General features: G+C 37.7%; 36 protein-coding genes and 1 tRNA gene. 29 read left to right on the top strand and 8 right to left on the bottom strand.

What is annotated here, in order from left to right; all coding sequences use genetic code 11:
* The 4 genes from ACNARN_RS09810 to ACNARN_RS09795 all read right to left on the bottom strand — a co-directional run bounded on the left by ACNARN_RS09810 (position 1) and on the right by ACNARN_RS09795 (position 2,316).
* Complete coding sequence (locus ACNARN_RS09810; protein ID WP_416304421.1) at positions 1 to 816, bottom strand: hypothetical protein; 816 nt, start codon at positions 814 to 816, stop codon at positions 1 to 3.
* Positions 816 to 1,484, bottom strand: coding sequence for a GIY-YIG nuclease family protein (locus ACNARN_RS09805; RefSeq protein ID WP_416304420.1), 669 nt, complete (start codon positions 1,482 to 1,484; stop codon positions 816 to 818). Before ACNARN_RS09805 ends, ACNARN_RS09810 begins: the two co-directional genes overlap by 1 nt.
* A 135-nt stretch (positions 1,485 to 1,619) precedes the next feature.
* Positions 1,620 to 1,955, bottom strand: a complete 336-nt coding sequence (locus ACNARN_RS09800) for a CII family transcriptional regulator (protein WP_123822243.1) — start codon at positions 1,953 to 1,955, stop codon at positions 1,620 to 1,622.
* A 142-nt stretch (positions 1,956 to 2,097) separates the two neighbouring features.
* Entirely contained in the window at positions 2,098 to 2,316 is a 219-nt protein-coding gene (locus tag ACNARN_RS09795; RefSeq protein WP_072063072.1) for a transcriptional regulator, read from the bottom strand.
* Positions 2,317 to 2,422: 106 nt separating this feature from the next.
* Between ACNARN_RS09795 and ACNARN_RS09790 the strand changes: the two genes are divergently transcribed.
* The 25 genes from ACNARN_RS09790 to ACNARN_RS09670 all read left to right on the top strand — a co-directional run bounded on the left by ACNARN_RS09790 (position 2,423) and on the right by ACNARN_RS09670 (position 13,842).
* On the top strand, positions 2,423 to 3,142 hold the full coding sequence (locus ACNARN_RS09790; RefSeq protein ID WP_416304419.1) for an XRE family transcriptional regulator: 720 nt from the start codon (positions 2,423 to 2,425) through the stop codon (positions 3,140 to 3,142).
* A 411-nt stretch (positions 3,143 to 3,553) separates the two neighbouring features.
* On the top strand, positions 3,554 to 3,868 hold the full coding sequence (locus ACNARN_RS09785; RefSeq protein ID WP_416304418.1) for a hypothetical protein: 315 nt from the start codon (positions 3,554 to 3,556) through the stop codon (positions 3,866 to 3,868).
* 2 nt (positions 3,869 to 3,870) lie between these two features.
* The gene (locus tag ACNARN_RS09780; RefSeq protein ID WP_161706177.1) at positions 3,871 to 4,047 is read left to right on the top strand and encodes a hypothetical protein; all 177 of its coding nucleotides are present in this window, start codon (positions 3,871 to 3,873) and stop codon (positions 4,045 to 4,047) included.
* A gap of 270 nt (positions 4,048 to 4,317) precedes the next feature.
* Complete coding sequence (locus ACNARN_RS09775) at positions 4,318 to 4,593, top strand: hypothetical protein (protein WP_416304417.1); 276 nt, start codon at positions 4,318 to 4,320, stop codon at positions 4,591 to 4,593.
* Positions 4,594 to 4,824: 231 nt separating this feature from the next.
* Positions 4,825 to 5,109 (top strand): hypothetical protein, encoded by a 285-nt coding sequence (locus ACNARN_RS09770; protein WP_416304416.1) that lies wholly within the window; start codon positions 4,825 to 4,827, stop codon positions 5,107 to 5,109.
* Positions 5,110 to 5,121: 12 nt separating this feature from the next.
* Positions 5,122 to 5,343: a hypothetical protein gene (locus tag ACNARN_RS09765; RefSeq protein ID WP_416304415.1), complete on the top strand. Its 222-nt coding sequence runs from the start codon at positions 5,122 to 5,124 to the stop codon at positions 5,341 to 5,343.
* Between the two features lies 1 nt (position 5,344).
* Positions 5,345 to 5,488 carry a hypothetical protein gene (locus ACNARN_RS09760; protein WP_416304414.1) on the top strand — a complete coding sequence of 48 codons (144 nt, stop codon included), beginning with the start codon at positions 5,345 to 5,347 and terminating at the stop codon, positions 5,486 to 5,488.
* 47 nt (positions 5,489 to 5,535) lie between these two features.
* Positions 5,536 to 5,973 (top strand): hypothetical protein, encoded by a 438-nt coding sequence (locus ACNARN_RS09755; RefSeq protein WP_416304413.1) that lies wholly within the window; start codon positions 5,536 to 5,538, stop codon positions 5,971 to 5,973.
* 140 nt (positions 5,974 to 6,113) lie between these two features.
* Positions 6,114 to 6,242 (top strand): hypothetical protein, encoded by a 129-nt coding sequence (locus tag ACNARN_RS09750; RefSeq protein ID WP_258868684.1) that lies wholly within the window; start codon positions 6,114 to 6,116, stop codon positions 6,240 to 6,242.
* On the top strand, positions 6,239 to 6,493 hold the full coding sequence (locus ACNARN_RS09745) for a hypothetical protein (RefSeq protein ID WP_416304412.1): 255 nt from the start codon (positions 6,239 to 6,241) through the stop codon (positions 6,491 to 6,493). The genes ACNARN_RS09750 and ACNARN_RS09745 overlap by 4 nt, the downstream gene beginning before the upstream one ends.
* A 32-nt stretch (positions 6,494 to 6,525) precedes the next feature.
* On the top strand, positions 6,526 to 6,960 hold the full coding sequence (locus tag ACNARN_RS09740) for an SAM-dependent methyltransferase (RefSeq protein ID WP_317846693.1): 435 nt from the start codon (positions 6,526 to 6,528) through the stop codon (positions 6,958 to 6,960).
* Positions 6,960 to 7,181, top strand: coding sequence for a hypothetical protein (locus ACNARN_RS09735; protein WP_196539256.1), 222 nt, complete (start codon positions 6,960 to 6,962; stop codon positions 7,179 to 7,181). Before ACNARN_RS09740 ends, ACNARN_RS09735 begins: the two co-directional genes overlap by 1 nt.
* Positions 7,178 to 8,104, top strand: a complete 927-nt coding sequence (locus tag ACNARN_RS09730) for a recombinase RecT (RefSeq protein ID WP_416304411.1) — start codon at positions 7,178 to 7,180, stop codon at positions 8,102 to 8,104. Before ACNARN_RS09735 ends, ACNARN_RS09730 begins: the two co-directional genes overlap by 4 nt.
* Positions 8,101 to 8,799 (top strand): lambda exonuclease family protein, encoded by a 699-nt coding sequence (locus ACNARN_RS09725; RefSeq protein WP_416304410.1) that lies wholly within the window; start codon positions 8,101 to 8,103, stop codon positions 8,797 to 8,799. The genes ACNARN_RS09730 and ACNARN_RS09725 overlap by 4 nt, the downstream gene beginning before the upstream one ends.
* Positions 8,789 to 9,232 carry a single-stranded DNA-binding protein gene (locus tag ACNARN_RS09720; RefSeq protein WP_416304409.1) on the top strand — a complete coding sequence of 148 codons (444 nt, stop codon included), beginning with the start codon at positions 8,789 to 8,791 and terminating at the stop codon, positions 9,230 to 9,232. The genes ACNARN_RS09725 and ACNARN_RS09720 overlap by 11 nt, the downstream gene beginning before the upstream one ends.
* A 32-nt stretch (positions 9,233 to 9,264) precedes the next feature.
* Entirely contained in the window at positions 9,265 to 9,489 is a 225-nt protein-coding gene (locus ACNARN_RS09715) for a hypothetical protein (protein ID WP_416304408.1), read from the top strand.
* A 2-nt stretch (positions 9,490 to 9,491) separates the two neighbouring features.
* On the top strand, positions 9,492 to 10,202 hold the full coding sequence (locus ACNARN_RS09710) for a hypothetical protein (RefSeq protein ID WP_416304407.1): 711 nt from the start codon (positions 9,492 to 9,494) through the stop codon (positions 10,200 to 10,202).
* Between the two features lie 60 nt (positions 10,203 to 10,262).
* Positions 10,263 to 10,532: a hypothetical protein gene (locus ACNARN_RS09705; protein ID WP_416304406.1), complete on the top strand. Its 270-nt coding sequence runs from the start codon at positions 10,263 to 10,265 to the stop codon at positions 10,530 to 10,532.
* 124 nt (positions 10,533 to 10,656) lie between these two features.
* A complete protein-coding gene (gene dcm, locus ACNARN_RS09700) occupies positions 10,657 to 11,988 on the top strand; it encodes a DNA (cytosine-5-)-methyltransferase (protein ID WP_416304405.1) in 1,332 nt (443 codons plus the stop codon).
* Positions 11,978 to 12,154, top strand: a complete 177-nt coding sequence (locus ACNARN_RS09695; protein ID WP_167394829.1) for a hypothetical protein — start codon at positions 11,978 to 11,980, stop codon at positions 12,152 to 12,154. The genes dcm and ACNARN_RS09695 overlap by 11 nt, the downstream gene beginning before the upstream one ends.
* On the top strand, positions 12,147 to 12,485 hold the full coding sequence (locus ACNARN_RS09690; RefSeq protein WP_416304404.1) for a phage protein NinX family protein: 339 nt from the start codon (positions 12,147 to 12,149) through the stop codon (positions 12,483 to 12,485). The genes ACNARN_RS09695 and ACNARN_RS09690 overlap by 8 nt, the downstream gene beginning before the upstream one ends.
* A complete protein-coding gene (locus ACNARN_RS09685; protein ID WP_416304403.1) occupies positions 12,482 to 12,700 on the top strand; it encodes a hypothetical protein in 219 nt (72 codons plus the stop codon). The genes ACNARN_RS09690 and ACNARN_RS09685 overlap by 4 nt, the downstream gene beginning before the upstream one ends.
* Entirely contained in the window at positions 12,690 to 13,235 is a 546-nt protein-coding gene (locus tag ACNARN_RS09680) for a phage N-6-adenine-methyltransferase (RefSeq protein ID WP_416304402.1), read from the top strand. Before ACNARN_RS09685 ends, ACNARN_RS09680 begins: the two co-directional genes overlap by 11 nt.
* A gap of 7 nt (positions 13,236 to 13,242) precedes the next feature.
* Complete coding sequence (locus ACNARN_RS09675; RefSeq protein WP_103004601.1) at positions 13,243 to 13,449, top strand: DUF4060 family protein; 207 nt, start codon at positions 13,243 to 13,245, stop codon at positions 13,447 to 13,449.
* A 204-nt stretch (positions 13,450 to 13,653) separates the two neighbouring features.
* The gene (locus ACNARN_RS09670) at positions 13,654 to 13,842 is read left to right on the top strand and encodes a helix-turn-helix transcriptional regulator (RefSeq protein WP_124743643.1); all 189 of its coding nucleotides are present in this window, start codon (positions 13,654 to 13,656) and stop codon (positions 13,840 to 13,842) included.
* Here the strand turns inward: ACNARN_RS09670 and ACNARN_RS09665 are convergent.
* From ACNARN_RS09665 to ACNARN_RS09655, 3 genes are all read right to left on the bottom strand, one after another.
* Positions 13,834 to 14,991, bottom strand: coding sequence for a tyrosine-type recombinase/integrase (locus ACNARN_RS09665; protein ID WP_416304401.1), 1,158 nt, complete (start codon positions 14,989 to 14,991; stop codon positions 13,834 to 13,836). The genes ACNARN_RS09670 and ACNARN_RS09665 overlap by 9 nt on opposite strands.
* A gap of 166 nt (positions 14,992 to 15,157) precedes the next feature.
* A tRNA-Arg gene (locus ACNARN_RS09660) sits at positions 15,158 to 15,229 on the bottom strand.
* Positions 15,230 to 15,461: 232 nt separating this feature from the next.
* Positions 15,462 to 16,238 (bottom strand): AraC family transcriptional regulator, encoded by a 777-nt coding sequence (locus ACNARN_RS09655; RefSeq protein WP_109370937.1) that lies wholly within the window; start codon positions 16,236 to 16,238, stop codon positions 15,462 to 15,464.
* A 104-nt stretch (positions 16,239 to 16,342) separates the two neighbouring features.
* Here ACNARN_RS09655 and ACNARN_RS09650 point away from each other — a divergent pair, with 104 nt between their 5' ends.
* The 4 genes from ACNARN_RS09650 to phsC all read left to right on the top strand — a co-directional run bounded on the left by ACNARN_RS09650 (position 16,343) and on the right by phsC (position 21,674).
* Positions 16,343 to 17,146: a sulfite exporter TauE/SafE family protein gene (locus ACNARN_RS09650; protein ID WP_368927712.1), complete on the top strand. Its 804-nt coding sequence runs from the start codon at positions 16,343 to 16,345 to the stop codon at positions 17,144 to 17,146.
* A gap of 879 nt (positions 17,147 to 18,025) precedes the next feature.
* Positions 18,026 to 20,305: a thiosulfate reductase PhsA gene (gene phsA / locus ACNARN_RS09645; protein ID WP_198632661.1), complete on the top strand. Its 2,280-nt coding sequence runs from the start codon at positions 18,026 to 18,028 to the stop codon at positions 20,303 to 20,305.
* A 14-nt stretch (positions 20,306 to 20,319) separates the two neighbouring features.
* Positions 20,320 to 20,898 (top strand): 4Fe-4S dicluster domain-containing protein, encoded by a 579-nt coding sequence (locus ACNARN_RS09640; protein ID WP_023581663.1) that lies wholly within the window; start codon positions 20,320 to 20,322, stop codon positions 20,896 to 20,898.
* Positions 20,895 to 21,674 carry a thiosulfate reductase cytochrome B subunit gene (gene phsC, locus ACNARN_RS09635; protein WP_109370939.1) on the top strand — a complete coding sequence of 260 codons (780 nt, stop codon included), beginning with the start codon at positions 20,895 to 20,897 and terminating at the stop codon, positions 21,672 to 21,674. The genes ACNARN_RS09640 and phsC overlap by 4 nt, the downstream gene beginning before the upstream one ends.
* A 923-nt stretch (positions 21,675 to 22,597) precedes the next feature.
* Here the strand turns inward: phsC and ACNARN_RS09630 are convergent.
* Complete coding sequence (locus ACNARN_RS09630) at positions 22,598 to 22,900, bottom strand: helix-turn-helix domain-containing protein (RefSeq protein WP_196533856.1); 303 nt, start codon at positions 22,898 to 22,900, stop codon at positions 22,598 to 22,600.
* Positions 22,901 to 22,902 lie beyond the last annotated feature (2 nt).

Genomic DNA, 22,902 nt, shown 5'->3' with positions numbered 1-22,902 from the left:
TTAATTCATCCATGTTGGCGCATCCGTTTTACCGTAGTCCTTGGATGCAAAATTCTCGTTTACAGCTCGCTTAGGTGGTGTGGCTTTCCATGAATTACCTGAGTTCTTGTTTTGGTAATTTAACTTCTGGCTTGCAGTGATAAACCAGTTTTTAGGCTTAGCGGCTCTGAACTCGATATCTAGTCGTTTTAGCTCATGCACCAAGTCGATGTTTGAATACAGCGATTGCCATTCAGCAAAGTCTTTGTGGTTTAGGCGGATCACCTCTCCCTCGAATGCATACTTGCTAGACATTTGGTGAATACTTGCAGATTGATTTTCTGGCTCGCTAGGACAAGCCGTGTTTTCGGCTTGGGTGTTATTAGGAATCAGGTTAAGGGAATCAGGAATCAGGTTAAGGGAATCAGCAGGATTTGTTGTATGCTCTTCTGATTCTTGCACTGTGCTTGTATGGTGCTTTTCTGGTGCTCCTTTGTTTTCAGTATGTTGCATTACTTGTTCTGGTATTTCACTAGCCGCTTCTTTTACATGAGGGTTCTGATGTTTCTTCCAGTTATTAATCTGAATAAACTCATTTCCATCTACTGCATATCTGGTAATAAAGTTTTTACTGTGTAGTTGTGCGAGTAATTTTTCACAATCAACGTCATCGTATGGCAAAACCATTGCTTTAATTTTACGTGGCTTATCTTCTAAGCGACCTTCTCTATCTGCAATAGTCCATAAACCAACGAATAGGATTCGTGCAAATGGATCACATTCAGCAAGGTCATCATTAGTAAAAAAGCCTGGTTTAATATTTCTTGCTCTAGCCATTAGAAAGGCACCTCCGATCTGTTTGCTAATTCAGGGTTATGTTTCTTCCATTCCTCTAAGTTTTGACCTATTAAGCTTTGCACTAAATAAGCTGTATCCTCTTTAAAGTAGAGGGCATGAGAGGTGTTAAATCTCTTCGAGCAAAGGTGAACAGCAAGTCTTATTAATCTTTCTGCTGTGGCAACTTTGCAACCAAAAACACTAACGTTAAGAGAGTCAAATAACTCGCCAAGATGTAATTTATCTAGACTTTCAGTGCATATGATGTCGTATGAGTCAGCTAACACTTCAACTTTATCCCCGACTCTCGCAACGCAGACTTCCTCACAGGTTTCAATAATTTCTTCTAAATCACATTTAAAGAACTCTCGAGACTCATTTATTCTGTATTTGTTCAAATAGTCATGAACAGTGGACTCATCATTACTAGGAAATTCAGAGTAAAAAGATGCTTCAACTTTAAATTTGTCTGGAACGCCAGTTGCGGAGGATAGCTCTTTAGCTCTGTTTTCTGGCGAGATAGTTGTCATGCCAACTTTATATATGCCTGGCATATACTCATTGCTCAGAATATAAACCCAACCCTCGACCCTGAAGTTAGTTGGAAGAGTTTCGGTCTTAGATACTTCACGGTTGAATTTCATTTCACCCAAGTGACCAATGCTCATACCTGACAACCTCCATGTCTTTGTTTCTTTGTTAATTTCATATATAATTACTCCATTAATTAGCTGTATCAGACAAGAGAAACCTAAATTTCTCTTGTCGAAATTACTGGTTATTGATACAGTGTATTTGTTAGTTTAAATGGTTAAGTCCATTTGTTGAGAAGCCTCAGTTACCGCTGGGGCTTTTCTTTTTGGTGCTTTGACATGCTCAAGCATCTGAATTAACGCCCTAGCCTCATCACCTTGCAATATCACTGTGTCATCTGGTGTCTCATACCCAATAGCAACTAAAAGCCTTGCACAACGTTGTATGAAGCTTAATTGCGTTTTAGATTGTTGAGATTGCCAGCGAGATATTTGTGATTCGTGAATACCCGTTCTTTTCGCTACTTCTCTAGCGCCAGTAACAAGTATCCCTTTCATGATTTTTGATTCGATTTCTCGAAATTTGCGTTCGTTTGATAATTCCATTTGTTAAATTCCTTCTTAGATTACTTCCCATATTGGGAACAGCAGTAATGCTCCGTGGCTCATTCCATATGAGCGGATTGTTGATAATAATTTGCCGATTGAAGTCAAAAGGCATGGCGTGAGTTTTTAAAGAGCGTGGCGTTTAAACTTCGCCAAATATTTCGTGTAAATCAGGTCTTAATTTGTTTGCTTGAATAGCTCCATTAGTTGCTAATTCAATGCGCTTTGCGCTAGTGGCAGATGGTTTTTTCTTTCCATGTAACCAAGCCCATACAGAAGGTTGTTTTACGTTACATATCTCAGCCAGTTTTTGCTGACTGCCAACCATGCCAATAGCCTTATCAATTAATTTATTTCTCATAAATAACCTCGGCTGTTGGAATATACCTAATAATAGCCAAGGTTATTCATGAAGTAAATAGCTTTAGCTGTTTGTTGAAAAATAACCTCGGCTATATAATGAAATCATGAAAAATACGACATTTGCAGAAAGGCTAAATCTAGCCATGAAGATGAGAGGAATGACTCAAGTTGAACTAGCTGAGTCAGTAGGAATGGCGCAGCCAAGCGTCTGGAAGCTCACATCTGGAAAAGCACAAAGCTCAAGAAAAGCCGTTGAGATAGCTAAATCACTAAACGTTGATCCTGTATGGTTAACAACTGGAGGTGGTTCTATCCCTGATTTCTTGCAACAAGAACAGGATGGAGTTAGCAAAGATGAATTATCGGTGAGAAAAATATCAGAGTGGGGAAATGGCACACCTTTAGATGATGATGAGGTTGAGGTTCCTTATTTTAAGAGCATCGAGCTTGCAGCAGGTGTTGGTTGCACAAACAATGAAGATCACGATAACTTTAAGTTGAGATTTTCAAGATCAACCTTAAGAAGGTATGGGATATCACCAAGTGGTGTATGTGCATTCCCCGTACACGGCGAAAGTATGGAACCAATTATACCTAACGGAACAACTGTTTTTGTCAATTGTGATGATAAGAAAATTGTTGATGGTGGGGTTTATTTCATTGAGCAGGATGATTTATTTAGAGTAAAAGTCCTGCTTAGACAACCAGGAGGAAAGATCATCATAAGAAGCTATAACTCCATAGATTATCCAGATGAAGTCGCAGATATTGAAAGCGTAAAAGTTGTAGGTAGGGTTTTCAATATGTCTGTAATGCTAATATAGGAAATAACAACCTAATCCAGCCCTCTTCTTGAGGGCTTTTTTATACCTAAAAATTACCACTCATCACATCCCAGTAAAAAAAATTAAAAATAAATAACCTTTTAAAACAAAAATATATAGCCTAATATAGCTTTTATATATCTCAGGCTATTTACATCGATAATAACTTTGGCTATATTGAATCACATCAAAGGCAATCAACATGAAATACAGCCTAATGTTCTTTAACAATTTGGATATCACACTTGGCGTTGAGCGGAGAGATCTGCATAACTCAGCTCCTCGACAATCTCCAGCCTTCAAGGGGGCATGGCATTCTCGGGCAAGCGGCGGACAAGGTCAGGTGTTTAATACTAATTATAGGTCATTCAATGAGTGACCTATGGTGAGTAAAAGAATAACGGAGGATATGTGGAAATTTACTATCAACCACCAAAGAAATTTAAAGGCAATCCAACACCAGTTAGCGTTAAGAAAGTTAACAGCAACTCATTCAAAGCGCGACAGTACGCTAGATATGCATCTTTCAGAGCTAACAAACTGAAAGAAGAAGAAATTGCTAAAGCTAACTCAGTGAAAGAGAAGAAAGAACGCCCTGTTCTCTCTCTCAAACCAACAAAGCATTATCCAAGTGGAGATAACTGTTGCTTACCTAATGTAGCAGTATTTTCAGGAGTTAAAACAAAACAGCCGAGCAGTGAGTTCGGGGTTACGGCGAGGGTTTAGATATGGCAGGTTTAGATGTGACATTTCAGCAAGAATTAATAATCGACTGCAAGCAGTCTCAGCGTAAGTACATGTCTTGGGCTAAAGAGGATAAAGAATATCCTGAGTTACGCAAGGCTTGGTTAGAGCTGGCACTTATGGCGCGTCGTCATGCTCGTGAGTGGTTCGTAATGAGTTAACTAATTACAGTCCATTCAGTGGGCTGTGGTGAGATAACTTTTTTAGACCAACAAATCAAAGGCGATAAATCGGTCTCGCCATATTTACTAAGCACCGTTTGAATCGGAGGATTTATGTAAGTGTTCAAATCTAAACTGAGAGAAAAATAAATATTATGCCGATCCTATTCATGGCTTGAATAGCGTTAGCCCATGACGATATATGGGCAGCTAACCAGAGCTTATTACTTAGTGGGCTGTGGTGAGTTGATTAATAGATAGGAGATAGAGATGGAAATATGGTTTAAGGAGTTTGAGTCACACGGTCGTCAAATTCTAATCAAGAAAGCTCATGACGCCGATGAGCAAAAAATCGGGGTGCAATATTGCTGGCCAGAGAAACTTTTCTCGGTCGATTTTGGATTGTGGATAGATTACGACGACGATGATGAGGAAAGCTTTAATGAAGCGGAAGAAGCACGCAACAAGCTATTCGACACCATCGATCAGGAAGTAGTAGATACCGCGGTGAGTAACTTAATTCAAAAGCTCAAGCTTGATTACTAACATCGTATTTAGTTAATAACGGAGGGTTTGTGTATTTATATAAAATAAAAAAAGAAAGTCAGGTCACTGATTATATAAATCAACGTGGATCAATATTCGTAAGTAAATACTCTTGCAGTCATAGCAGACTAAGGAAAATAACTCGCAGGATGTGTAAGGATGGGAAAATAACAATGAAGTCAATGCTTAAAGATGGCTTCATTTACTGTGCGATTTAATAACGGAGGGAGTATGACAATAGATGATTTCCACAATGGAAAGTTACCCATGCCGAAGTTATTTAGAGTTGTTAGTGTTGAGCTTGGTGTATTACGTAGCTGCCTTAGTAGTGGCTATGGCGTCATATTTGATTGCGACGAAACTGTAATAAGAAAAGTTCGCAGAGTTAAATCAAAAATAGGATGGCATTGGCAGTTGGTCATGGAGCATAAAGACCAAGAACAATGGGATTACTACCTAGAGTCAGACAGAGAAAGCCTTAACAATATCAATTATGAATACGGGCTGATGAAATAGTTAGGAGGGAGTATGACAGATAAAAAATACGACGCACATTACAAAAGTGATGGAAGCATTACATCAGCATCATTACGCGACAAGTTCGCAATGGCTGCTATGCAAGGTGATTTTGCTGCACAGGATGCTGTGGAAATGGGGTATTACACAAATGATACTCCTGATGAATTTCTGGTAAAAAGAGCTGAGTTCTACTACCGCATGGCAGATGCAATGTTAAAGGCTAGAGGGTGATATGAACGAAAAATATAACAGAGGAATTAAACCTGATAATACGAAAGAGGCTAAAAAACTCAACCGTGAGTATCAAGTTAAACGCCTAATTGCTAAAGGTCACACAAAGAAGTTTGCCCGCCAACAAGTTAAGCGCATCAAATAGTCAGCAGTAACCCACCACTTAATCATTCATATAAACAGGAAATCATCATGAGTCAGTGGATTAAATACTCAGAACAAAAGCCAGAAAAAGCAGGTGTTTATCTCTGGCGAATGGATAGTGAAACAGTTAAAGGCGAAAAGGTAATCGCAAGAGAACGGATGCGAAGTAGAGGTGCAGGATATCAATCAGTTTTATCACCAGAGTTTGATTATTGGGATGGATATCGACTACATGTTCCCTATGATCTTGAATGGATGGAGGATGACGAAACAAAGCCTGAGATAGATTTTACCGGATGCGAGGTTATATCTGAGTGTCCGTTTTGCAAGAGAGCCCCATTGCTACATGCATATAGCCATTTTGCTTTACCTAGCCCGCAAAGTTTAAATATATTCACCCTAAAATGTTGCGCTTGGAATGGTTCACCATCTTACAGCGACCCAAGAGAATTAATCAAACGCTGGAACAACGCAGTATCTAAATAACCCATCGCACCAACACCAGAGAAACCAAATAACAATCGCTATCTCAATAGTGAGAATTCTGCATGAACATAGACACTATATTCAGCGCCCTACTTCTCTTCGCAGTCATTTCATTAAGTCTAATTATCGCAAGGTAAATTATGAAAATTAACCAAGATATTTTCCGTCTGGCGCAAGCTCAGGCGCAGGTAGCTATTCGCCAGAAATGTGAGGATATCTGGTGGTTAGCAATGGAATTACTCAAAGAAAGCTATCAGGAGGGTTTATGAAAATATCCTTCAGCTACTCGAACGGAACTCGAGTAGTAGACGATAAAACAGTCATGGAATTTGACGAAAGTAGCAAGCTTAGTATTGAGACAGGAAGTTTCGCTGAGCTGGCTAAATTAACGGAAATTGACCCAGTGGAAGCCCTGCAATGGATTATGCAGTTCGACAAGGAAGAGTTTGACAGGATTGTCAATGAAGCAAGCAAGGATGCACCTATTTCTAAGCTAGCTCTGCTAAGGAGGGTTGCGTGACTCAGATTCTAGATATGTGCTGTGGTAGTCGCATGTTCTGGTTTGACAAGGAAGATAGCCGAGCAATTTACAGCGACATCCGCGCAGAGAAACATACTTTATGTGATGGCAGGAAGTTAAATATCACACCAGACATTATCGCTGATTTTAAAAACCTCCCCTTCTCTGACGGCTCGTTTTATCAAGTTATATTCGACCCGCCTCATTTAATTAGAGTTGGCCACAACGCATGGATGTTTAAAAAGTACGGACGATTAAATAAAGAATCATGGAAAGACGATTTATCAAAAGGATTTAGTGAAGCATTTAGAGTGTTGAAGCCAAACGGAACATTGGCTTTCAAGTGGAATGAAACGCAAATACCTACAAAGCAAGTTTTAGCGCTAACCGACCAAAAGCCAACAATAGTCCAGCGTGTCGGCAAGAACGATAAAACGCATTGGGTGTTGTTTATTAAGGAGGCGTGATGAATCCTTACCATGAACTTGACGCAAGGGAAGAACGCGAACAAGAAGAAGCATCATGGATTGATGCAAAGGACGCTGAGTTAAGTAATGTCGCATTTAATGTGGTTGATGGGCTACCAAAGGATATTACAAGTCAATGGAGTGACAGCGTTTTCGATATGACAATTGATGGTCTTTACAAGGAGTTAAAGAACTATCAGGAACGCAGGAGGATGTCGTGACAAATGCAGTTCAAAAAATATATGAGGTTGTAAATCACCTTAAAAATGAGTTCGAACAAGTGTGTAGTGAGCCAAGCATAGCATTCAAAAGGGAATCTGAATTTGCCATGCAAATATTCGCGAACAATGATTATCTAGCAAATGTTGCAGTTAATAATCTTGTGTCAGTTCGTAGTGCGATCATGAATGTCTCAGCTATCGGAATTAGTTTAAACCCAGCGCAAAAGTTGGCTTACCTAGTTCCTAGAGATAAGAAAGTGTGTCTCGATATTAGCTATATGGGCTTGATGCATATTGCTCAACAATCACAGGCTATTAAGTGGTGTCAATCAAGCATTGTTCGACAAAATGATAATTTCCAACTCACATCAATAGATACCGCACCTCGCCACGAATACAACGCCTTTGCCACTCAAGAACAGAGGGGTGAGATTGTTGGCGCTTACACAGTAGTAAAAACAGAAGATGGAGACTACCTAACTCACACAATGGCTATTGCTGATATCTATTCAATCCGTGACCGTTCATCAGCATGGAAAGCTTGGATAGCAAGGAAAAAATCCTGCCCTTGGGTAACTGATGAAGAACAGATGATCCTAAAAACAGTAGTGAAGCAGGCGGCTAAATACTGGCCACGTAGAGAGCGTCTAGATAAGGCTATTGACTATGTTAATACTGAGGCTGGAGAAGGTATTGATTTTGGAAGCGAGCAACAAGAACCAAAGGACATAACGCCAGCAAGCGAGGATCAACTAAAAGCTATCACGGACTTGATGCTTAAAGTTAATGGCGAATGGAGTGACGCATTCTTCACATTCATTAGTAAAAAATTCAACCATCAAATATCCCATCCAGAGCAATTAACCGCATTTGAAGCCAATACCATTATCGACATGCTAAGGAAAAAGGCAGAAGGAAAATGATTAGTAATGACATCATTCTAAGCAAAACAGGCATCGATTTAACCAAGATAGAGCAAGGAAGCGAAGAATGGATGTCTATCAGGCTTGGCGTAGTAACTGCCTCTGAGGCATGGAAAGTTATCTCTAAGCCAAGATCAGGAACAAAATGGACAGACACAAAGAAAACATATTTAAACACCCTTATTGGTGAAGTTTGCACGGGAGTTTACAAGGAGGTATCAGCAAGGACGTTGGAATGGGGTAAAAACTACGAATTAGAAGCAAGGATGACATTCGAGTTTTACACCGGATTAACGGCAAAGGAAGTGCCAATAATATTCAAAGATGAGCAACTACGGATAGCTTGCTCACCAGACGGCATTTGCAGTGATGGCTCAGGATTAGAGCTTAAATGCCCGAACAACACGGACGTATTTATTGACTTAGCATTGAACGGAATCGATGCAATGAAAAAGGAATATGTAGCTCAAGTTCAATATTCCATGTGGGTTACAGGTAAGGATATCTGGCACTTTGCAAATTTTGACCCGCGCATGCCAGCAGGAAAGGAAATAGCATATTTCCCTGTCGAGCGTGACGAAAAAATGATGAAAGAATTCGACGAGTTAGTTCCTGAGTTTATTGAAGCAATGGATCATGGATTAAACAAGTTAGGTATTCAATTTGGCAATCAATGGAGTGTATATGGCAATTAACACAATAACGGCAAGTGGAAACCTAGGTAAAGATTGCGAACAGCGATGGACGCCAAATGGTAAGGCGGTTGCATCATTCAGCTTGCCTGTAAAACAAGGATATGGAGAACACGAAAAAGTATCCTGGGTTATCTGCAAGATGTTTGGCCCTAAAGCTGAAAAGCTACCTCCGCACCTAACCAAGGGAATGAAGGTTATGGTAACTGGTGAGTTCGTCATGGAAGAATGGACAAGCCAGAACGGTGAGAAAAAATCAGCACCGGTAATTATCGTTGATCAATTGGATTTTGGCGGTAACGGTGGTAGTCAGGCAGGAATCCAGAAACCACAAAACCAAGGATGGGGTCAACCACAGCAACCGCAACAGCCCAAACAACAAACTCCACAATATCCTGAGCCACCAATGGATTTCTCAGACGATATCCCTTTTTGACCACCCTACCCGTTTAACCAAAGGATATAACCATGAAAAGTTTTAAAAATGTAACATTCCTTGGATGTTGCGATAAGTGTGATGCAGAAAAAGCAACAGTACACACAGAACAAGGTAGCGAGAATTGGTTTTACGATGATGACAAGGTTGTTTGCGAAAACTGCGGTCACACTGGTGTTATTGAGGCAGATGGTGAATGCGCTTGGTGTGTTTGGGATGAAGTTGACGACTCGCAGGGATGCAATGAAGAGGAATGAATATGAAAGAGCGTGGAATTATTTTTAATGGTGAAATGGTGCGTGCCATTTTAGATGGGCGTAAAACTCAAACTCGTCGCATCGTTAAAAATGTAATGCCTGATAATGGAATATGGCTAAAGAAACCGACCAAAACAAGAAGTGGCACAACTACGCATGTATTGGATGCTCCAAAACATAATTTGTGCCCCCTAGGTAAAATTGGTGATCGTCTTTATGTTCGTGAAACATGGAGTGTAGTCAGTCATGAGTTTGATGATGATGGATTGATGATTGATTATGTTCCTGATAGGCAAACTAAAGCTGTACATGAAATGCCGTATGGTCATGGTTATTACACTGGACATGTCATTTACTCTGCTGATGGTGATTTCACATGGGGTGACGATGATGGTTGTATTGATGGTCGTTCTTGCTGGAAACCATCTATACACATGCCTCGCTGGGCTTCACGCATTACGTTAGAAATTACCGATGTTCGTGTTGAGCGATTACAAAATATAAGTGAGCAGGATGCATTGTTTGAGGGGGTTATTACTGGTCGTTATGGTAATAATGATAATTGGCAGGATGGATTTTATGTGCCAAATAATAACCAGCCATATCAAACAGCAAAATCAGCATTCTGTGCCTTATGGCAATCAATATATGGCGTAGATAGTTTTTATAAAAATCCGTGGGTGTGGGTGATTGAGTTTCGCAAAACCCAATGATCAACACTGTACCTTTGTGTAATTGATGATATGGTTTAAATTCAACATAAAGGAGGACGTATGTCAGTTGATTATTTAGTTATTGGTGGCGACATGCATGGTGACATATTAACAAAAGAAAAATACATGAAAAGAATGCCTATCACCAAGAAAGTCATGTCATCAAGTAATAAGCCAACTCAGAATATAGGGTATTCATTAGATGTTATTCCTGTATTCCATAAAGGCAGAACTTACGCAATAGTTGTAAATGGAAACTTTGATACAAATGAAGCCTATGCAGCCATAGATAAATACAAGCCAAGGCCTATACCTGCCGAATTTATTTAACCCACAATTACCCTGCACTAGCAGGGTTTTTTATACCTAAAATTCAAAGTAACAATTAATACAAATAATCGGATATGTATTACTCATGTTAATACAGGGTTCTGCACATCTATAGGAAATCAAAATGATATATTTAAGTTTGTTTAACGGAATATCCGCTGGGCGATTGGCGCTTTCTCGCGCTGGAATTAAATTTGATAAATATTACATCGCTGAAATAGATAAATTCGCTAATAAAGTATCAGATTTCCATTATCCAGATAATATCCAGTTAGGTGACGTTAATAATTGGCGTGAGTGGGATATTGACTGGTCAAGTGTTGGGTTAGTTACTGCGGGGTTTCCATGTCAGTCGTGGAGTTTAGCTGGTAAACAACTAGGAGACAAAGATGAGCGCGGTAAATTATTCTGGACGACATTAGAAATAATGAGCTATGTGTTAGAAAATAATCCAGACGCTAAATTTATGCTCGAAAATGTCAAAATGAAAAAGGAGTTTGAGGAATATATAACACTGCATACAGAGCGCGCTCTTGGTTATGTAAATAAAACTCTTATTAATAGCTCATTATTATCAGCGCAAAACAGACAACGTTATTATTGGACTAATTTTGAGGTCAATCAGCCAGAAGATAAAGGAATTCTGCTAAAAGATATTATTGACGATATTAATTATCATGGATTCAAAAACAACAAAGCTATAAACAAATTATTTAATGTAAATCCGTCAGGAAAAGGAGTGAATGGAAATGTTTATAGTGTAGATGGGATTAGCCCAACACTAACAACAAATAAAGGAGAAGGAATAAAAATAACAGGAGGTGCTATTAGAGGTCGTTATATTATTAATGGAGTAAGACAAGACCATAAAGTAAAAACAGCGGGTCTTACCACTCAGAGATTAGAATTAAGAAGTGATGAAAAAACCAACACATTAACCACTGTTCAAAAAGATAATGTCGTTGTTTACAGGCCTTGTGAACCAAGGGAGAACATCAAACAATCCAAAGACGGGTTAATTCATGTTGCTAACGCGTCGGACATTAAAGGTAATGAACAGATAAAACGTATTTATTCTGACGCAGGAAAGTCTCCGACATTATCAACATGTCAAGGCGGACATAGAGAACCGAAAGTCGCAATTAGAGATAAGAGTAAAACTATTCGTTCATCTGGGCGCAATTCATATGATAGGCATGAGTGGGATTCTATTAGTAACTGCCATTATCGAAAATTAACTCCTACAGAGTGCGCGCGTTTACAAACATTTCCCGACGGTTGGTGTGAAAATATAGTATCGAATTCACAGTCATATAAATGTTACGGCAATGCGTGGACTGTAGATGTTATTGCTCACATATTCAAATGCGCATACAGAGAAAATAAACATGCTGAATATTTAATGTCAGTTAGGAATGTTGAAGTTATTTGTGGTGAGGTATGGAATGAAAGATAAATATTATGCTGGCTTGGAAAATTACAAAGATTGTATTGAGATTGAACCTACAACAAAAGATTGTTTTATTTTAAATACTCCATCTTGGAATATGGATGTGACAAAACAAGACTTAATTGACATCAGAAATACTATTAATGAAATACTAGAGGCTGATAATGAATAAATACACCGAACTATCTGATTTCGAGATTAATAAAAAGGTTGCTAGTCATTATTTGCCATGTGATTACAATCTCAACGATCATGCAAAAACGGTTGAATTGATTAGATTTTTAGGTGATACCGCTGAGTATAGAGTCTATGGAAAATTCGACCCATGCAATAACCCATCTGACGCAATGCCGATTATTATTGAGAATGAAATATCCATGATTAAAAGCTCAGGTGGATGGATGTGCTGCCATGGTTCAGTTGGTCAGGTTGAGCATGAAATCTTATACCGTGGCGCTATGGAATTATTCTTAATGATGAAGGATACGGAGAATAATCAATGAAACAAGTTCAAGCAATGACGACGTTAGTATTAATTGACGGTGTTACATATCAAATAGCTCTACCTAAGCAATATGTCTCTCTTCAGGCAAAGCAGGCGTTAATGTTTGCTCAGGAGTTCGGTGGTGTAATTATCCCCTGTACGTTTACTCACATAAAGCCAATGGAAGCAGATGGATTGCCTTTTAATATAGGTGATAACAAGGATGAAGGCTAACTACGGAGGTAGCCACACACCAAAGGAACTGCGTGATAGATGGCAAACTCCCTTACCTTTATTTGCAGCATTGGACGCTGAATTTGGTTTCTATTTAGATGCCGCCGCAGATAAAAATAACGCACTCTGCTCTAATTACCTCACCGAAAAAGACGACTCGTTAAATTGCGACTGGGAAAGTTATGGTGCTATTTGGATAAACCCACCCTATTCTGATATTCAGCCTTGGATTAATAAAGCCACCGAACAATGTAAAAAACAATTACAGCCTATCGTGATGTTAATTCCTGCTGATACTTCTGTTGGTTGGTTTAATTCTGCATTAGAAACAGTTGATGAAGTGAGGCTAATTACAGGAGGAAGAATATCATTTATTAATGCAGGAACAAACAAACCAGTTAATGGTAATAATAAAGGCTCAATGCTTTTAATATGGCGACCATATATCAAACCACGAAAGATAATTAATACCGTAGATAGAGACGAATTAATTAATATCGGCAATAAAATATTAAATGAATGGAAAATAACATAGTTGAATTATGAGATTAATAATTCGCGGTGAAGTCACACCCATAGAAAGGATTGCTATTAATGAGGCACTGGAAGCCCATAAAAAGAAATATAATCGAACTGGAATAATCGTTAGCCACAAAATAAAGATAGGAAAGAATATCTATCCTGTGGAAATAGAAAACTGTCGTAAATCATATATGGTCACTTTGCGTAATAAAAGGCAAAGACTATGAATGCACAGGCAATGGAAAACGCGCGACGACAAATAGCAAAGGAATGCTTAATCGAACTCAGAAGCCACGGAATACCCAACGACAAACTAACAACTCAGATCCTCGATAAATACACGCCAAAGTTTAAGCCTCTAAATCACATGAACTATCAGGACAAGATGGTCCTATCGTATTACCTGCGGAAATTACAAAAGGAAGAGAAAGATGGATAGATTACAGCCAGACTCATTAGTCGATTTAAAATTTATTATGTCAGACACTGGGTTTAAGAAAACATTTATTTATGATCGCATAAAGGAAGGAAAACTACCGGAATCAACAAAGATACACGGTAGGGCAAGATGGTTATATTCAGATGTATTAGAGCTTAAAAGAAAGTTGATGTCATCGTGATATCTCATCGATGTAATCAGCGAACCATTGCATCATATCCCTTCTCTTGTCCAGATACTCAGCATGATTATAAACGCCTCGAATGGTGCTTTTATCAACATGCGCTAACTGCCTTTCTATTAAATCACGGTTGAACCCATGCTCATTCAATATTGTACTGAATTGATGGCGGAAGCCGTGCCCGCTCGCCAAACCATCGTAGCCGATTTGTTTGATAACCATTAACACAGAGTTCTCGCTGATCGGCTTTCTTTTATCACTTCTTCCAGCAAAAACAAAATCTGATATATCACCCGTCATTGATTTCATTTTTAGTAAAAGAGACTCAACCTGTTTTGACATCGGAACAATGTGAGGTTTTCTACTTTTCATTACCTCCGGTCTAATGTTTATAGTTTTTCCATCAAAATCTATATCAGACCATAATAGGTTCCTCATTTCCTTTGTTCTTACTGCTGTATATTGTAAGAATTCAGTAGCTAGTTTACTGATAATGCTACCAGTAAACGATTGAAGTGATTTATTAAAATCAGGTATCTGCTCTTTAGTTAAGAACGGGAAATGCTTCTTTCTGTATCCCTTTTCTGCATCAGCTAAATCGGGAGCAGGATTGTACTTTGCTCTACCTGTAATAATTGCATATCTGAATACCTCACCACACCTACGCCTAGCTTTGCTGGCTCTCTCCATCGCTCCCCTTTCTTCGAACTTCCTTATTACCTTTAGAAGCAACGTCGGTGCGATATCATCCATCTTGTAATTACCTAAAATTGGCAAGATGTCGGATGAAAACATAGATTGAAGTTCTTTTCTGTATTTTTCTGACCATGTGTCTTTTTTGTAATCAAACCACTCATTAAAAACATCAACAAACAGATCTTTGTTGCTTTCATCTTTTTTGGCTTGATTGATATCAACTCCCTTTGCCAGTTCTTTTTTTAATTCGAATACCTTTTCTCTTGCTTCCTGCAGAGATAGTTCTGATAATTTACCAAGAGAATATATCTTTTCTTTACCCATAAACTGATATCTCATTTGCCAAGCTTTGACGCCAGTTACTGGTATAAATAGATAAAGGCCGTTACCGTCAGAAACCCTATACGGTTTATCTTTTGCTTTAAATGATGATATCTGCTTTACAGTTAGCATTTTGGGTAAAATCTCGCTGGGTAAAAAAATTTACCCAATATTTACCCAATAAAGATGGCGGTTGTCAACGAACTAATGCGAACTAAAACGGAAAAGAAATAACTGTGTGTATTGGTTTTTGTGGGATTTCACGAACGGAGACGAACTAAGGAGAATAGATCCAGAGCGTTCCCTACAGGAATCGAACCTGTAACTAGCCCTTAGGAGGGGCTTGTTATATCCATTTAACTAAGGGAACATACGTAATAAAATTAAGTACAACTGATGGACGGGCTATATTCTACCCCCCTCACTCTCTATTAATCAAGTTTTAACGCACTGATATTGGAAGGAATTTTTTTGTTTCTTTTTTGAACAATGTAATTTGTTTGAACAATGTAATTTGTTTGAACAATGTAATTTGGCTTAAAAACCATCTGATAAATATCAGCATCAATGATTATGGTTTGTTCTTATATATGTCTGTTCTATTAAAACTCTTTCAGTTGTTTTAAAAACAATTTCGGTGAATATCCCATCTCTTTATTAAACATCGCACTAAAGGCGCTCGGATTTTCATAACCCAGTTCTAAAGCAACTTCAGTAACTGAATCACCTCTCTTTAAAGCGGTTAACGCATACATTAAACACGCTTTTTGACGCCAGTCTCGAAAAGAAAGACCCGTTTCTTTATGAAAAAGACGGGTAAAAGTACGTAGGCTCTTATTTAATTTTTCAGCCCACATTTCTGGTGTCGTGCGAATATTAGGTTGTGACATAAATTCAGTACACAATTCATCTAATAAAGCATGTTGCGGTAATGGTGTAAAATAAGGCAATGGCTTAGCATGAGCTAATTCATGACAAAGCAAAGTCAATAATGCACTATCTCGTCCACCTAAATCATAAAGTAAAGGAAGTTCATTGGCCGAAAGTAATAGCTGATGAAGCAGAGGGGAAACTTGTAAAACCTCACAATATTCTGAGTGACGAGGAATTTTATTAGGCTCAATATAGAGACTATAAGTACTACTCCCCAACATCAGCACTTGATGTACCTTTTCTGCTGGGATCCACACGCCACTGTAAGGTAATACAATCCATTGACCATCTTCTGTTTTAACTTTCATTACCCCATTAGGGGCATATAAAAATTGAGCTCGTCGATGATGGTGAGCTTCAAGTAATGTGTCATAAGGATAATCAGAGCCTAATGCTAAAATATCACGAGGAAGGTTATCCACACTGTTGATATCGATATTACGCATAATATTTAAATTGTCCTAAATTCGTATAAACTTGTCATTATCGCGTGGGTAAGCCATCATTTTATTCTATATTGTTAATCTCCTGACTCAACAGGAGATTTGAAATGACACTCTGGCTGATTTCTTTTGGTTTAATTTCAGGCATCACAACATGGTTATTTGGCTTTGGCGGTGGCTTTGTCACTGTTCCCTTACTCTATACACTTATTCTTACACTCTGGGGAATAGACAGTTTACCTGCTGAACATGCTATGCAAATCGCAGTTGCTACCTCTGCATTAATTATGTTGTTTTCTGCGACAGTCACAACCATTAAACACCATAAGGCCAAAAGGCTTGATTGGAATATCATGTCCATTTTGTTTATTGGTATCGCTTTTGGTGGGATCTTAGGTGCTCTTCTCGCCTTAACAGTTGAAGGTGTGTGGATCAAATGGATCTTTATTGGTTATCTTTTTGTCACTATATTAGACTGCTATTTTCGCCCCGGTTTTATGGCTCCTACTCACAACTCAAAAAAAGTGACCAAAGCAAAAGAAAGCATTAATGGTACAGTAATTGGTATTATTGCCACTTTTCTAGGGGTTGGTGGAAGTGTGATGACAGTACCTTTATTGCGCCGTAGAGGAACACCAATGGCACAATCAGCAGCAATCGCCAATGCATTAACCTTACCTTTAGCACTCACTGCAACATTCACTTATGTCGCCCTCTCTTTTACGTCACCTTTAAATAGTGAATCTGGTTTTATTGGTTATATTTGGCTAAAAGCTGCACTTATTCTGATTTGTAGCACTTGGGTTGGCTTGAAGATCTCTGAACGCTTTTTATCTCGTATTCCCGACAAATGGCATGCAAGAGTCTATCCTCTGTTACTGAGTCTTGTTTTGATTGTCATGCTGTTTTAAATCCTTTCTTCTATGAAGAGACAAAGGCAATAAACAACGAAAAAAACAATAATGGCTACACATAAAATAGTGGCAAATGGTGGTTTTGAGTGTTCAAAAAATCGCCATTTTTTAACATTTCACCTTATCTTTTTCCTACGCACCTTCACTTAGCATTAATGATATTAAGACACATAAAACAAAAAATATCTCTTTTTGACAATCACGATACAGTTCCATAACTATTAATATCATTAATTAATATTTAAACATAATGAACAATAATTTATAAATTGTCTCGTATTTAGCATCAGTTTGTTCACGTTTTACTGAGCCTTTTTTGTATTATTAATCACCAATTTATTTTTCTTTTTTATTTGTATTTATCATCAAAATAATAAGTTAGCTGTTTTTCAAAAGAAAATAATTTAAGAAGAAACTGGATTTAAACAAAATAAAAAATATTATTTATTCTGATTTTTAAATAACAAATTAATTACAATATAACGAATTTTCGATATATAAATAATTATATATCGATAGGCTTTTTTGTCAAATTTTAATTATTATTAATCATATATTTTAAATACACTTTAATAAAACAGATTGATAATATAAGCTAGTGAATTTAAAAGAACAATCTACAACTGTTATATCCCTTAAAATCTCCTATTTCTTCTCCAAACTTTTATAATAGTATCCAATGGAAGAAAATAATTATCATTTGATTTTGTCTATTTTAGTTAAATTATTTAGTGACATTTATTAACGTCTTATTCTCTATTATTTATTATTTACAACCAAGTCATCACTTATGAATTAATAAAATGGAGACGCCTTCAAATATTTATTTAACTGTCTGTATATAATATTTAGCTATAAGAAGAAACTGGAGGTTATATGAGTATTAGTCGTCGTTCTTTTATTAAGGGGATGGGAATAGGATGTGTGGGTTGTACCGTGAGTAGTTTACCACCAGGTGCACTTGCATTTAATCCTGTAGATTCTCTTAAGGGTCAGTCAAAATTAACACCTAGCCTGTGTGAAATGTGTTCTTATCGTTGTCCGATAGAAGCTCAGGTTGTTAACAACAAGACCGTTTTTATCCAAGGAAATAGAAATGCGGAACACCAAAGTAGCCGAGTTTGTGCAAGAGGTGGAAGTGGCGTTAGCCTAGTTAATGATCCAAATCGGATTGTCAAACCCATGAAACACAAAGGCCCTAGAGGTGCTGGTGAATGGGAAGTAATAAGCTGGGAACAAGCTTATCAAGAAATTGCAGAAAAAATGAATGCCATAAAACAAAATTATGGTGCAGAAAGTATCTCTTTTTCATCTAAATCAGGTTCACTCTCTTCTCACCTTTTCCATTTGGCAGCCGCATTTGGTTCACCGAACACGTTTACACACGCATCGACTTGCCCTGCGGGTAAAGCCATTGCAGCATCAGTGATGATGGGTGGCGATCTTGCGATGGATTTAGCAAATTCTAAGTATATTATCTCTTTCGGTCATAACCTTTATGAAGGTATTGAAGTCTCTGAAACACACGAACTAATGAGCGCCCAAGAGCGTGGTGCAAAACTAGTCAGTTTTGATCCTCGTTTATCTGTCGTTTCAAGTAAAGCAGATGAGTGGTTCGCAATCCGCCCTGGCGGGGATTTACCTGTTTTAATGGCAATGAGCCATATTCTTATTAAAGAAGATCTTTACGATAAAGATTTTATTGAGAAATTTACCGTTGGCTTCCCACAATTAAAAGACGTTTTACAAGATACAACACCTGAATGGGCTCAAGCACATTCTGATGTTCCCGCTGAAGATATTGTTCGTATCACACGCGAAATAGCAGCAAAAGCACCTCATGCACTGATTATGCCTGGTCACCGCGCAACCTTTAATAAAGAAGAAATCAATATGCGCAGAATGATCTTCACCCTCAATGCCTTACTCGGCAATATTGAACGTGAAGGCGGTATGTATCAGAAAAAAGCAGCTTCAAAATATAATAAATTAGCAGGCATTAATGTTGCTCCTGAATTAGCGAAACCAAGCGTTAAAGGTATGCCTGAAATTACCGCAAAACGCATTGATGCAACAGCACCTCAGTTCAAATACATCAATAAAGGTGGTGGTATTGTTCAGTCCATTATTGATTCAACTTTAGAAGGTGTGCCGTATCAAACAAGAGCATGGATTATGTCTCGTCATAATCCATTCCAAACGGTCAGTTGTCGTCCAGAGTTGGAAAAAGCAGCACAGAAATTAGATTTAATTGTTAGCTGTGATGTGTATTTAAGTGAAAGTGCTGCTTATGCAGATTATCTGTTACCTGAAACCACTTATTTAGAGCGTGATGAAGAGATTTCTGATGTTTCAGGGCTAAATCCTGCTTATGCCTTACGCCAGCAAGTTGTTGAACCTATTGGCGATACAAAACCAAGCTGGTTAATTTGGATGGAACTAGGTAAAAAATTAGGTCTAAGCCAATATTTTCCTTGGGAAAATATGGGAGTTCGTCAGTTGTATCAAGTTAATGGCGATGAGGCACTGTATAAAGAAATCCATAAAAAAGGCTATTTATCTTATGGTATTCCATTGCTATTACGTGAACCTACCTATGTTAAAGCGTTCGTAGAACAATATCCTGATGCGATTAAGCATGTTGATGACAATGATATGATGGAAAAAGCTCTCTCATTTAAATCACCAAGTGGCTTAATTGAAATTTACTCTGAAGAATTAGAAAGCCGTTTAGAAAACTATGGTATTCCACGCTTCCACAACTTCCCATTAAAAGAAAAAGACGAGCTTTATTTTATCCAAGGTAAAGTCGCCGTTCATACTAATGGTGCAACACAATACGTACCATTATTAGCTGAATTAATGTGGGAAAACCCAGTTTGGCTACACCCTGAAACAGCTAAAAATCATGGAATTAAACATGGTGATGAAATCATTCTGGAAAACAGTATAGGCAAAGAAAAAGCACATGCTTTGATCACTGAAGGCATTCGCCCTGACACCGTATTTGTTTATATGGGATCAGGTGCAAAAGCAGGTGCGAAAACAGCAGCGACTACAACAGGCGTTCACTGTGGCAACTTATTACCTCATGAAATTAGTCCTGTATCAGGTACTGATGTGCATACATCAGGTGTCAGAATTAGTCGGGCTTAAGGAAAAAAATAACGATGAACAATAATGATAAACAATTTGTCATGTTACATGATGAGAAACGTTGTATTGGCTGCCAAGCTTGTACTGTTGCGTGTAAAGTCATCAATGACATTCCAGAAGGATTTAGCCGACTTCAAGTCCAAATTCAAGGTCCTCATGACGACGAAGCGGGTAACCCACATTACCAATTTTTCCGTGTTTCTTGCCAGCATTGTGAGGATGCACCTTGTGTTTCTGTTTGTCCTACTGGTGCCTCTTTTATTGATGAGAATGGTATAGTTCAGGTGAAAAAAGAGCTGTGTATCGGCTGTGATTACTGTGTTGGTGCTTGTCCTTACCATGTTCGTTATATCAATCCAATGACGCATATCGCAGACAAATGCAACTTCTGTTCTGATACTCGATTAGCTGAGGGTGAATTACCTGCATGTGTATCAGTATGCCCAACAGATGCACTTGCTTTTGGTCGCATCGACTCACCTGAAATTCAGGCTTGGATCAAACAAAAATCCGTTTATCAATACCAATTAGATAATGTCGGAAAACCAAGTTTATTCCGTCGTAAAGAAATCCATCAGGGAGATAAAGCATGACTAGTATCTGGGGAGCAGAACTCCATTATACGCCAGATTATTGGCCTGTATGGTTAATGGCAGCTGGTTTATTAATCGTTGCTATGATAGCAGTATTAGTTATTCATGGCTTACTACGCTATGCCCTTGCACCAAAACACTCTGGTCATTATGAAGAAGAGCGAGTTTATTTATATTCTAAAGCAATTCGTTTTTGGCACTGGGGTAATGCTTTACTGTTTATCCTATTACTATTAAGCGGATTTTTAGGGCATTTCTCTATCGGAAATGTCACTTCAATGGTGCTATTACATAAGATCTGTGGTTTTGTACTTATCGCGTTCTGGATTGGTTTTATTTTTATCAATCTAACAACCAGTAACGGTGTGCATTACAAAGTAAGATTTAGCGGATTAATTGGTCGTTGTATCAAACAAGCTCGCTTTTATCTTTACGGTATAATGAAAGGTGAACCACATCCTTTCGCAGCAACTGAAACTGATAAATTTAACCCACTTCAGCAACTCGCTTACTTAGGTGTGATGTTTGGTTTAGTGCCACTGTTACTTGTTACTGGATTATTATGTTTATATCCTGAAGTCCTCGGTTATGGCTATTGGATGCTAAAAGCACACTTAGTATTAGGAATAGTGGCATTAATGTTTATTTGTGCACACTTCTACTTATGCACACTGGGTGATACTTTCACTCAAACATTCCGTAGCATGATCGATGGTCATCACCGTCACCAGAAACATGATGATCATGGTTCCATAGCAGAAAAAACAGAGCATTAATTTCTCAATATTCCTTCTGTTACGTTTCATTTCCTAAAATGCCCGTTTGAACGGGCATTTTTTTGATCTTAATTCAGAAATAATTTTATAGTTTTATTATTAGCAAATATATCATTTTATTTACATCTTATTCGGTGTATAGTCGGCGCCCACTTTCGCTATATAAATATTTATGCAATGATATACATTGCATTTGCGATGGGTATCATGAAGATTGGCAAATGAGTGCAGCAATTGGTTATCAAACAGCTTATCGTGCTGGTGGATCAAATCATACCGAAAATGAATTAAGTCCTGCTGTCACATTAATGTTTAAACCTCTCAAAGACTAACTGTTACCGTCTCTTCATATTCACAGCGAAGAGGCAACAATAGTCCATCCCAATGTGATATTAACTACTATTATCCATAGATAGTCATTTAATGATAAATACTTAAATTTTGATCTAATAACGTATTTCCTCCAACGCACACATTTTGTCTTTATCATATTAAAATTCATTCTTTTTAAATTTATTGGTATAAAAGGCATAAGTTATCCGTTTAATAGCTTCAAAAATGTTATCAGGAGGTGAAATCATGGTGGGTAATATAAGAGGTAATTTTATGGGAAGCTTATTCTAAACAAGTATTAATTAGCTGTTTTTTTCTCATACAAATAAATACGAGAATATATTTCTCTAAGTATGATATTCTCAGTTCATTTGTAATAAAATTATTCTTTTTTTCTTAAAATTAAAAATTCTCATTCTCTATATACGTAAAATGCCCTAATAAGGGCATTGGTTTCATATAGAGGCTTTATTTCATCTATTAAGAAAATTCTTATTATTAACTAACTAGAGAGACACACTTACATATAAGAATTATCTTACTCAATTTAGTTATTCTAAAATGAGTTACTTTCTAATTTAAGAATATTATTAGAAGATAGAAAGAGCCTTGCTATCGAAATGAGCTGGAATATGTTGTTCATTACGCTCAGTTTCTTGAGCTATTCCACCTGTTACTTCTTCAAAGAAGCTACCAATATTAACGCCTAGTACTTCAAGTACTCTAACTAAGCAATCAATATCAATACGGTTTACACCACGCTCATAACGAAATAACTGTTGTTCACTAATATCAATCTCTTTTGCTAACTGAAATACAGTATAACCTTGAGATTTTCTTAATGACTTAATTTTTTGTCCAACTGCATAAGCGACTGGATACTTGCTACTCATAA

The sequence above is a fragment of the Proteus sp. TSJ240517 genome, assembly GCF_047921575.1.
In the GTDB taxonomy this organism is placed as follows: domain Bacteria; phylum Pseudomonadota; class Gammaproteobacteria; order Enterobacterales; family Enterobacteriaceae; genus Proteus.
The sequence above is the reverse complement of the archived record's forward strand: the minus strand, read 5'-3'. Positions and strand labels throughout refer to the sequence as shown.